Genomic DNA, 10,617 nt, shown 5'->3' with positions numbered 1-10,617 from the left:
TGCGGCCATCATCATGGGCGTCAAGCGCGGCCTGTTCTCCAACGAAGCCGGCCTGGGCAGCGCGCCCAACGTCGCCGCCGTGGCCGAGGTCAAGCACCCGGTCGCCCAGGGCATCGTGCAATCGCTCAGCGTGTTCATCGACACCATGATCCTGTGCAGCTGCACCGCGCTGATCATCCTGCTCTCCGGCGTCTACCAGCCGGGCATGGAAGTGTCCGGCGTGATCCTGACCCAGACCGCCATGGCCAGCGTGGTCGGCGAGTGGGGCCGGGTATTCATCAGTATCGCCCTGCTGCTGTTCGTCTTCACCACCCTGATCTACAACTACTACCTCGGCGAAAACGCCCTGGGCTTCTTCAGCGAAAAGCGCTGGCTGGTGCAGGCCTACCGCGTGCTGGTGATCGGCCTGGTACTCTGGGGTTCGCTGCAGGACCTGGGCACGGTGTTCGCCTTCGCCGACGTGACCATGGGCCTGCTGGCCATCGCCAACCTGATCGCCCTGGCCCTGCTGTTCAAGGTCGGCCTGCGTCTGATGCGCGACTACGACAACCAGATCAAGGCGGGTGTAGAGTCGCCGGTCTTCGACCCGAAAGCCTTCGCCGATCTGGATCTCGATCCGGCAGCCTGGCCCGCCAAGCCGTCGACAGCGCCGCACACCCTGAGCGCCGAGATCGGCCACAGCGTGCACCAGCGCTGAGCCGCTAACGACGTGATACACAGGGGGCCATGGCCCCCTGTTTTTTTATCTGAGGAGAGCCGTCATGGCAATAACAAAACTCCTGGTGCTCTACACCGGCGGCACCATCGGCATGCAGATGAGCGCCGACGGCCTGGCGCCCGCCTCCGGCTTCGAGGCGCGGCTGCGCGCCCAGCAAGCGCAGGAACAGCAGCGGCAACTGCCCGTCTGGATCTTCCGCGAACTGCTGCCGCCGATCGACAGCGCCAACATGAGCCAGACCAACTGGCTGGCGATGGTCGCGGCGATCCGCGCAGGCACAGAGCAGGACGGCTGCGACGCCGTGCTGGTGCTGCACGGTACCGACACCCTGGCCTACAGTGCCGCGGCCCTGAGTTTTCTGCTGCTTGGCCTGGCGGTGCCGGTGCTGCTGACCGGCTCGATGCAGCCGGCCGGCGTTGCCGGCAGCGATGCCTGGAGCAATCTGTTCGGCGCCATGCAGGCCCTGCAGCAGGGCCTTGCGCCCGGCGTACAGCTGTACTTCGACGGCAAGCTGATGCACGGCGCGCGGGTCAGCAAGCTCGGCAGCGCCACCTTCGGTGCCTTCGCCGAACTGCCGCGCCAGCGCCAGAGCCCGCACGCCGAGCGCATCCCCGCCAGTCTCGATTACCGTCAGCCGCGCCAGCCGGTGAACCTCGCCGTGCTGCCGTTCTATCCGGGGATCCAGGCCGCGCACGTCAGCGCCCTGCTCGACAGCGGCGTACGCGGCCTGCTGCTGGAGTGCTACGGCAGCGGCACCGGCCCCTCTGACGATGCCGAACTGCTCGCCGCGCTCAAGGCAGCCCATGAGCGTGGCGTGGTGCTGGCGGCAATCAGCCAGTGTGCCCATGGCCATGTCGAGTTTGGCGTCTATGCGGCGGGAAGCAAGCTGGCCAGCGCCGGCCTGGTCTCGGCCGGCGGCATGACCCGCGAAGCCGCCCTGGGCAAACTGTTCGCCCTGCTCGGCGCTGGCCTGGACCAGGCCGAGGTAGAGCGCTGGTTCGCCCTGGACCTGTGCGGCGAGCGCGCCGACTAGTCGGACTTGCAGGAGCCACGGGAACGCCTGGCAGGCGATCCCTGGCCAAGATCTCCGACCCGCCAGGATCGCCAGGCAGTAGCCGTTCTCGAAAACGCCCCCGGCGTTTTCCCTACCGCCTCCACCCATCGAGTCGCCTGCGGTTTACTGCATTTCCCACACCCATGTGGGGCACAAGCTGGCGCCTACAGCTTGCGGTCAGGGCGCAACCGTTTCAGGATGATCAATCGCACCTACAGGAGGTCGCCCGATGGCCGTTCGCATTCCCACCGAGATCCGTCCCGTCAGCGCCGCCGACCATGCGGCCTGGCTACCCCTGTGGCAGGGCTATCAGCGCTTCTACATGACCGAGATCCCCGCCACCACCAGCGACGTCACCTGGCAGCGCTTTCTCGACCCGGCCGAACCGATGCAGGCCGCCCTGGCCTGGCACGAAGGCCAGGCCATCGGCCTGGTGCACTGGATCTACCACCGTTCGACCTGGACCACTGGCGACTACTGCTACCTGCAGGACCTGTTCATCGCCAAGGACCTGCGCAGCAGCGGAGTCGGCCGCCAGCTGATCGAACACGTCTACACCCAGGCCCGCCTGGCCGACTGCGCGCGGGTGTACTGGCTGACCCACGAAACCAACAGCCGCGCCATGCTGCTGTACGAGCGGGTCGCCGAACGCTCGGGCTTCGTGCAGTTCCGCAAGCTACTCTGACCGGTGGCGATAAAACGCCCGCCTGGCGGGGCTCAAGCCGCCGGCCGCCGGGCGATAAAGTCGATTTCCACCAATGCATGACGGGCCAGGCCGGTGGTGCCGATGCAGGTGCGCGCCGGGCGCTTGCCCTCGGGAAAATAGCCGGCATACACCGCATTGAAGCGCTCGTAGTCACCATGAAAATCGGTCAGAAAAGCCCGCGCAGAGACCACATTGTCCAGTCCCAGACCCAGCCCCCGGAGCACCGCCAGCAGGTTGTCGAAGGTCTTGTGCGCCTGCGCCTCGATGCCCTCCGGCAGTGGCGCGGATTCGTTGCCCGGATCAATCGGCAATTGGCCGGTGATAAACACCCAGCCATCGACTTCGCAGGCATGGGAAAAGGGTGCGACCGGCGCGGGCGCGCTGGCGAACATGTGGTATTCAGGCATCGACATAAGCACTCCGGGTCACTTTCGACGGAAAGAGCGGCGCAACTGCCGCCGGCTCATTCGACCATAGCCTGGCGGCTCAGAGGCAGTGAAAATATCGAGCGCCGTCGCGGGGCAGCCTCCAGGCGTTCGTAGCGCAACGCCACAGCGGGTGTTTGGAGGCGTTCGCAGAGGCGTTCGCATAAGCAGCCGCAGTAGGCGGAAATTTTTTCACAACCGCTCAGAACACCGACCAGCCGATGCGCTCGCTGAGCAACTCCAGCGCCTTGATCCCGGCCAGGGAATTGCCTGCCGCATTCAGTTCCGGCGACCACACGCAGACGCTGAACTGCCCGGGAACCACCGCGACTATGCCGCCGCCGACCCCGCTCTTGCCCGGCAGGCCGACCCGGTAGGCAAAGTTGCCGGCTTCGTCATACAGGCCGCTGGTCGCCATGATCGCGTTGACCTGCTTGGTCTGCCGCGACGTGAGTATCTGCGCGCCGCTGTGCAGGCAGAAACCATCGTTGGCCAGGAAACAGAAGGCGCGGGCCAGGTCGACGCAGCTCATGCGCAGCGCGCAGTAGCTGAAGTAGCTGCGCAGCACCGCTTCCACATCGTTATGGAAATTGCCGAACGACTGCATCAGGTAGGCCGCCGCCGCGTTGCGCGCACGGTGCTGGTATTCCGAATCGGCGACCCGGTTATCCACCGCCACCAGCGGGTTGCCGGCCAGACGCCGGACGAAATCGCGCATGGACACCACCGGCGCGGCGAAGCGCGACTGGTTGATGTCGCAGATCACCAGGGCGCCGGCGTTGATGAACGGGTTGCGCGGTCGGCCGCGCTCGAACTCCAGCTGCACCAGGGAGTTGAACGGCTGCCCTGACGGCTCGTGACCCAGGCGCTGCCAGATGTCCTCGCCGGAGTGACCGATGGCCTGCACCAGGCCGAACACCTTGGAGATGCTCTGCACGGAAAACGCCGTATGCGCATCGCCGGCACAGAACAACTCGCCCTCGTTGCTGTACACCGCGATGCCCAGCTGATTGCCCGACACATCGGCCAGCGCCGGGATGTAATCGGCCACCTTGCCCTGGCCGATCAGCGGGCGGACTTCGTCGAGGATTTCATTCAACAGCGCTTGCATGTTCCGACTCACAGCAGTGCCCGAGCAAACCCCGGACGATGGCTGGTAGACGCCTGTCAGCTGGTGCAAATCACACCCGATCACCCCGCCCCGGATTGCGCTGCGCTTATCCAGGCTACCGCCGAACCGTAGATTCTGTGCTCAGGTGCAAGGTCTGCGTCATCCACCCACACAGCTCTCGTAGCCTGGATAAGCCCTGGCGCAATCCGGGGAAGCGATCGCGCAGCGGTTGTGAAGATATCGAGCACCGTCGCGAGAGCGTCTCCAGCTATTCGCGGCGTAGCGCAACGTCAGCAACGGACTCCTGGGGACGGTCGCAGTAGGCGAGAGTTTTTTCACCGCCGCTCAGAACTTCTCCGGGCGCAGCACCTCCACCTGGGCCAGGTAGCAGACCATGGCGAAGTTGGCGTAGTACTGCTCCTGCAGGTGAGTGGCGAGGCGTTCGGCGATCTCCCGGGTGCAGATGATTTCCACCCGGATATTGCCCTCGGTATCCCAGCCGGCGCTGCGCACGCCATGGCCGCCGCGACCGCGGGCGTCGGAGATGGTCCAGCCGGGCGCGCCGAGCGCTTCCAGGTCGACCAGCAGTTTTTTCTCCAGTGCGGCTTCGCAGATCACGGTGAGCAGGGTGCGGGTGTGTGCGCTCATCTCAGAGTCCCCAGGCGATCAGTTGTTCGGCCAGTGCCAGGTACAGCGGAATGCCGATCAGGATATTGAAGGGGAAGCTGATCCCCAGTGAGGCGGTCAGCGACAACGACGGGTTGGCCTCGGGCACCGCCAGGCGCATGGCTGCCGGCACGGCGATATAGGAGGCGCTGGCCGCCAGGGTCGCAAGCACGGCGGTGCCGCCCAGCGAGAGGCCCATCAGGCGCGCCAGCAAGGCGCCGATCAGCGCGCCGAGCAAAGGCATCAGCAGGGCAAAGCCAAGCAGGCGCAGACCGAACTGCCTGAGCGCGCCGAGCTGACCGGAGGCGATCAGGCCCATCTCCAGCAGGAAGAACGCCAGCACCGGCTTGAACATGCTGGTATACAGCGGCTCCAGGGGCTTGATCGCCTCCTTGCCGGCCACCGCGCCGATGATCAGGCCGCCGAGCAGCAGCATGATGCTCTTGCCGAGGAAGATCTCCCGGCCCAGCTCGCGCCAGTCGGTGTCGCGCGCCAGACCCTTGGCCAGGAGAATGCCGACCAGGATCGCAGGAATCTCCAGGATCGCCACGAACAGCGGCATGTAGCTCTCGAATTCGATACCGCGGGCCAGCATGAACGCCACGACGACAGCGAAGGTGCCGGCGCTCACCGAGCCGTAATGCGCCGCCACTGCCGCCGCATTGACCCGGTCGAAGCCCAGGCCGCGCAGCACGCCGAAGGCCAGCACCGGCAGCACCACACCCAGCCCCAGCACCAGCACGGCCTGGCCAAGCAACTGCAGGCTGGCCTGCTCCGCCAGCTCCACCCCCCCGTGCAGACCGATGGCCAGCAGCAGGACGATCGACAGGGTTTCATAGAGCGCCGGCGGCAGCTTCAGCTCGCTTTTCAGCAGGCCGGCACAGAGGCCGAAGATAAAAAACAGTACCACCGGGTCAAGCCCCACCGCGCCTACCTCCGATTACCTGCCCGCAACACCTTGCTGGCAGCATTCCCGCCTGGCCGATAAAAAGGTCATGTCCCGACACCGAGCCGTGCTGAATCCCGGTGCTTTGCTGCATCCCCGATGCCCATGCAGACGCCGAGAACACCGCAGTCGGGACATAACCGGAAAAGCAGGGAGCCGCACGGCTCCCTGGGAAAATGCAGGGGGCAGCGCCCGACTGCGGAATAAAAAAGAAGCCCCGGCAAACCTGATCGAATGCCTGTTCAACCAGCCGGAGCTCCGAGGTTAACCTTCGATTTCGATCAGCACTTCACCCGGATTGACCCGGTCGCCCTTGGCCACATGCACCACCTTGACCGTCCCGGCGATGGGCGCCTGGACTTCGGTTTCCATCTTCATCGCTTCGGTGATCAGCACGGCCTGGCCGGTCTTGACCACGTCGCCTTCCTGCACCAGCACCTCGACGATATTACCCGGCATGCTGGTGCTGACGTCGCCCGCTGCGCTGGCCTGCTTGCGCTTGTTGCCGCTAGCGGCGACGAACTGATTGAGCGGCTCGAACACCACCTCTTCCGGCATGCCGTCGAGGGACAGGTAGAAGTGGCGCTTGCCGTCGGTCTTCACGCCGACCCCGGTGATATCGACGCGGTAGCTCTCGCCGTGCACGTCGATGATGAACTCGGTCGGTACGCCCTCGCCCCCGGCCGATGCCACGGCACCGGCTTCGGGAATCGGCAGCAGCACTTCCGGCTTGAGGGTGCCGTCGGCACGCTCCTCGAGGAACTTGCGTCCGATATCGGGGAACATGGCGTAGGTCAGCACATCCTCTTCAGACTTGGCCAGCAGGCTGATTTCCTCGCGCAACTTGGCCATTTCCGGCTTGATCAGGTCGGCCGGGCGCCCCTCGATCACCTCCTCGCTGCCGATCGCCTGCTTGCGCAGTTGCTCGTCGATCTTGCCCGGTGCCTTGCCGTAGCGGCCTTGCAGGTAGAGTTTGACCTCGTTGGTGATGGTCTTGTAACGCTCGCCGGCGAGCACGTTGAACACCGCCTGGGTGCCGACGATCTGCGAGGTCGGCGTCACCAGCGGCGGGAAACCGAGGTCTGCGCGCACCCGCGGAATCTCGGCGAACACGTCATTGATACGGTGCAGGGCGCCCTGCTCCTTGAGCTGGTTGGCCAGGTTGGACATCATCCCGCCCGGTACCTGGTTGACCTGTACGCGGGTATCGACGGCGGTGAACTCGCTCTCGAACTGGTGGTATTTCTTGCGCACGGCATAGAAGTACAGACCGATTTCCTGCAGCAGTTCCAGGTTCAGGCCGGTGTCGTACTCGCTGCCGCGCAGGGCCGCGACCATCGACTCGGTGCCGGCATGGCTGGTGCCCCAGGCGAAGCTGGAAATGGCGGTGTCGATATGGCTGGCGCCGTTCTCGATCGCCTTCATCTGGCACATCGAGGCCAGGCCGGCGGTATCGTGGCAGTGGATGAAGATCGGCAGCCCCTGCTCGGCCTTGAGTGCCTTGACCAGCTCGCCGGTGGCATAGGGGGTCAGCAGGCCGGCCATGTCCTTGATCGCCACCGAGTCGCAGCCCATGGCTTCCATCTGCTTGGCTTGTTCAACGAAAGCCTTGACCGTGTGCACCGGGCTGGTGGTGTAGGCGATGGTGCCCTGGGCGTGCTTGCCGGCGGCCTTGACCGCCTCGATGGCCACGCGCAGGTTACGCACATCGTTCATCGCGTCGAAGATGCGGAACACGTCGATGCCGTTGACCGCCGCCTTGGCGACAAAGGCGCGCACCACGTCGTCGCTGTAGTGGCGGTAGCCGAGCAGGTTCTGCCCGCGCAGGAGCATCTGCAGGCGGGTATTGGGCAGCGCGGCCTTGAGCTGGCGCAGACGCTGCCACGGGTCTTCCTTGAGGAAGCGCACGCAGGCGTCGAAGGTGGCGCCGCCCCAGACTTCCAGCGACCAGTAGCCGACCTGATCCAGCTTGGGGCAGATCGGCAGCATGTCTTCGGTGCGCATGCGCGTGGCGATCAGCGACTGGTGGGCATCACGCAGGATGGTGTCGGTAACTAAGATGCTTTGGGCATTAAAAGGCTTGGACATGACTGGATTCCCCTTACAGGCCGGCGTGGGCGGCGATAGCCGTGGCAATCGCCAGGGCCAGGTGCGATGGGTTGAGCTTGATCGAGTACTCGGTCAGCTCCGGATGGGCGTCAACGAAACTGGTGTTGAACTGGCCGCTGCGGAACTCCGGGTTACGCAGGATTTCCTGGTAATAGGCGGCGGTGGTCTTCACCCCTTGCACACGCATGTCGTCGAGCGCGCGCAGGCCGCGGTCCAGCGCCTCTTCCCAGGTCAGCGCCCAGACGATCAGCTTCAGGCACATGGAGTCGTAATACGGCGGAATGGTGTAGCCGGTGTAGATCGCCGTGTCGGTGCGCACACCTGGCCCGCCGGGGGCGTAGTAGCGGGTGATCTTGCCGAAGCTGGGCAGGAAGTTGTTCTTCGGATCCTCGGCGTTGATGCGGAACTGCAGGGCGAAACCGCGGTGGATGATGTCCTCCTGCTTGACCGACAGCGGCAGGCCGGAAGCGATGCGGATCTGCTCGCGGACGATGTCGATGCCGGTGATTTCCTCGGTGATGGTGTGCTCCACCTGCACCCGGGTGTTCATCTCCATGAAGTACACCTCGCCCTCGGCCAGGAGGAACTCCACGGTACCGGCATTCTCGTAGCCCACCGCCTGTGCCGCGCGCACCGCCAGGTCGCCGATGTAGGCACGCTGTTCGGGGGTGAGCTGCGGGCTGGGAGCGATCTCGATGAGCTTCTGGTTGCGCCGCTGGATCGAGCAGTCGCGCTCGAACAGGTGCACCACGCTGCCGAAGCTGTCACCGAGAATCTGCGCCTCGATGTGCTTGGGGTTGACGATGCACTTCTCGAGGAAGACTTCCGCCGAGCCGAAGGCCTTGGTCGCCTCGGAGATCACTCGCGGAAACGCCTGCTCCAGCTCTTCACGCGAGTTGCAGCGGCGAATACCGCGGCCACCGCCACCGGAGGTGGCCTTGAGCATCACCGGATAACCGATGCGCTCGGCCTCGCGCAGGGCCTCGGCGATGTCGGCGACGTTGCCCTCGGTGCCGGGGGTAACCGGCACGCCGGCCTTGATCATGCTGCGCCGCGCCTCGGTCTTGTCGCCCATGCGGCGGATCACTTCGGCGGAGGGACCAATGAACTTGATCCCGCGCTCGGCGCAGATGTCCGCCAGTTCGGCGTTCTCCGAAAGGAAGCCGTAACCCGGATGCAGCGCATCACAACCGGTTTCCACCGCCAGGTTGACCAGCTTGCGCGGGTTCAGGTAACCAGCCAGCGGCTCGTCGCCGATGCAATGGGACTCGTCGGCGCGCTTCACATGCAGGGCATGGCGGTCGGCTTCGGCATACACGGCCACCGAGCGAACGCCCATCTCGGCGCAAGCGCGCACGATGCGGACGGCAATCTCGCCGCGGTTGGCAATCAGGATTTTCTTGATCACGCGTGCTTCCTCGACCCAGTGGACAGACAGGTGGTCGTTAGTGGCGACCACCCGTTCACCCTACGCCCGGGCGTTGGATAACCAAAATCAATAATTATTTGATTAGCTATAAGTCATAACTTATACACTCAGCAGAGCGACCTGCCGCAAGACCATCCGACCGAACGAGGTATCCCGTGCGCAAATCATTGATGCGCATCACCCTGCGCCAACTTCAGATATTCCGTGCGGTGTGCCAGCAGCGCTCCTACAGCCGCGCCGCCGAAGACATGGCGCTGACCCAGCCAGCAGTCAGCCTGCAAATCCGCCAGCTGGAAGAACTGCTCGGGCAACCGCTGTTCGATTACATCGGCAAGAAGCTCTACCCAACCGACGCCGCCGACGCCCTGCAGCGGGCCAGCGCGGATATTTTCGGCCGTCTGGAAAGCCTGGACATGCAACTGGGTGACCTGCAAGGCTCGCTGCAAGGACAGCTGAGCCTGGCCGTCGAATCCAGCGCGAAGTACTTCACGCCACTGCTGTTCGCCGCTTTTCGTCGCCAATACCCGGAAGTCAGTTTGCAGCTGGTGGTCACCAACCACAGCCAGGCACTCAAGCGCCTAAGCGCCAATCGCGATGACTTGCTGATCATGTCGCAGGTGCCGACGGATCTGAACCTCGAGTTTCTGCCGTTTCTCAATAACCCGATCGTCGCGGTAGCGCCAGCGACGCACCCGCTGTGCGACCGGGGGCCACTGTGCCTGCAGGACCTCACCGCCTGGCCACTGCTGGTGCGTGAACGCGGCTCGGGCACCCGCCAGGCCGGCGAGGAATATTGCCACCAGAAGCGCGCGCACTTCGCCCAGACCCTGGAGCTCGGCTCGACCGAGAGTCAGCTCGAAGGGGTCCTCGCCGGCCTCGGCCTGGCCCTGCTGCCACGCCACGCAGTGCGCCGCGAACTGGCCTGCGGCGCACTGTGCGAATTGCCGGTGGCGGAGCTGCCCTTGCTGCGCAGCTGGTGCCTGGTGCACCCGCGCGGCAAATACCTGTCACCGGTGGCCCAAGCGTTTTTCGCCTTCGTGCGCGATCAGCGCAGCCAGATCAACGCCCTGGCTGAGCGCTTCGCCGAGTCGGCGCCTGAACGGCGGCCAGATAGTTAGCGGCGACCAGTTCCGGGTAATCGGCCAGTTGCTGTTGCAACTGACGCCGCTCGGCGTAGCTTTCGATGGCGCGGCGGTACTCCATGCGCCGCTGATCGAGCAGCTTGCGACGGTTCTTTACATCATTGTTGGCGTGTGACTGCGCTTCATCCGAATAACGAGGCATCTCAAGTCTCCCAGGCTGAACAACGGGAGGTACAGGATCGGCCCGGGATGTGACGCTTTGACGGTAAATGGATGAATAGACGCTGACAGCAGGGACTGATCGTGCCCACGTCGAGGCGTCGAACCGTCCGCGCGGGCACGCTGCACTGGACGCTCTGCGTCCATAGACC

11 protein-coding genes are annotated in these 10,617 nt (G+C 64.7%); 4 read left to right on the top strand and 7 right to left on the bottom strand.

The genetic code is table 11. The features are described from left to right. The 3 genes from R3355_RS20575 to R3355_RS20565 all read left to right on the top strand — a co-directional run. Positions 1 to 697: alanine:cation symporter family protein (locus R3355_RS20575; RefSeq protein WP_318962886.1), on the top strand; the 697-nt coding region annotated here is incomplete at its 5' end. 64 nt (positions 698 to 761) lie between these two features. Further along, positions 762 to 1,751 carry an asparaginase gene (locus R3355_RS20570; protein ID WP_318962885.1) on the top strand — a complete coding sequence of 330 codons (990 nt, stop codon included), beginning with the start codon at positions 762 to 764 and terminating at the stop codon, positions 1,749 to 1,751. A gap of 250 nt (positions 1,752 to 2,001) precedes the next feature. Then, positions 2,002 to 2,457 carry a GNAT family N-acetyltransferase gene (locus tag R3355_RS20565; RefSeq protein WP_318962884.1) on the top strand — a complete coding sequence of 152 codons (456 nt, stop codon included), beginning with the start codon at positions 2,002 to 2,004 and terminating at the stop codon, positions 2,455 to 2,457. A gap of 32 nt (positions 2,458 to 2,489) precedes the next feature. On the opposite strand, the gene R3355_RS20560 is transcribed toward R3355_RS20565, so the two are convergent. The 6 genes from R3355_RS20560 to R3355_RS20535 all read right to left on the bottom strand — a co-directional run bounded on the left by R3355_RS20560 (position 2,490) and on the right by R3355_RS20535 (position 9,143). Then, a complete protein-coding gene (locus R3355_RS20560; RefSeq protein WP_318962883.1) occupies positions 2,490 to 2,891 on the bottom strand; it encodes a RidA family protein in 402 nt (133 codons plus the stop codon). A 214-nt stretch (positions 2,892 to 3,105) separates the two neighbouring features. Then, on the bottom strand, positions 3,106 to 4,014 hold the full coding sequence (glsB, locus tag R3355_RS20555; protein WP_318962882.1) for a glutaminase B: 909 nt from the start codon (positions 4,012 to 4,014) through the stop codon (positions 3,106 to 3,108). A gap of 345 nt (positions 4,015 to 4,359) precedes the next feature. Beyond that, entirely contained in the window at positions 4,360 to 4,662 is a 303-nt protein-coding gene (locus R3355_RS20550; RefSeq protein ID WP_318962881.1) for a P-II family nitrogen regulator, read from the bottom strand. 1 nt (position 4,663) lies between these two features. Next, positions 4,664 to 5,605 carry a sodium-dependent bicarbonate transport family permease gene (locus tag R3355_RS20545; protein WP_318962880.1) on the bottom strand — a complete coding sequence of 314 codons (942 nt, stop codon included), beginning with the start codon at positions 5,603 to 5,605 and terminating at the stop codon, positions 4,664 to 4,666. Between the two features lie 285 nt (positions 5,606 to 5,890). After that, entirely contained in the window at positions 5,891 to 7,714 is a 1,824-nt protein-coding gene (oadA, locus tag R3355_RS20540) for a sodium-extruding oxaloacetate decarboxylase subunit alpha (protein ID WP_318962877.1), read from the bottom strand. 13 nt (positions 7,715 to 7,727) lie between these two features. Beyond that, positions 7,728 to 9,143: an acetyl-CoA carboxylase biotin carboxylase subunit gene (locus R3355_RS20535; protein ID WP_318962876.1), complete on the bottom strand. Its 1,416-nt coding sequence runs from the start codon at positions 9,141 to 9,143 to the stop codon at positions 7,728 to 7,730. Between the two features lie 176 nt (positions 9,144 to 9,319). On the opposite strand from R3355_RS20535, the gene R3355_RS20530 reads away from it, so the two are divergent. Continuing rightward, complete coding sequence (locus R3355_RS20530; protein WP_318951390.1) at positions 9,320 to 10,282, top strand: LysR family transcriptional regulator; 963 nt, start codon at positions 9,320 to 9,322, stop codon at positions 10,280 to 10,282. Here R3355_RS20530 and R3355_RS20525 read toward each other — a convergent pair. Continuing rightward, positions 10,224 to 10,448: a PA3496 family putative envelope integrity protein gene (locus R3355_RS20525; RefSeq protein WP_318951391.1), complete on the bottom strand. Its 225-nt coding sequence runs from the start codon at positions 10,446 to 10,448 to the stop codon at positions 10,224 to 10,226. The two genes, R3355_RS20530 and R3355_RS20525, sit on opposite strands and share 59 nt — an antisense overlap. Positions 10,449 to 10,617 lie beyond the last annotated feature (169 nt).

It is taken from the genome of Pseudomonas sp. (assembly GCF_033723075.1).
Classification (GTDB): Bacteria; Pseudomonadota; Gammaproteobacteria; order Pseudomonadales; family Pseudomonadaceae; genus Aquipseudomonas.
Note: the sequence above shows the minus strand (reverse complement) of the source record. Positions and strands in the feature narration are given on the sequence as shown.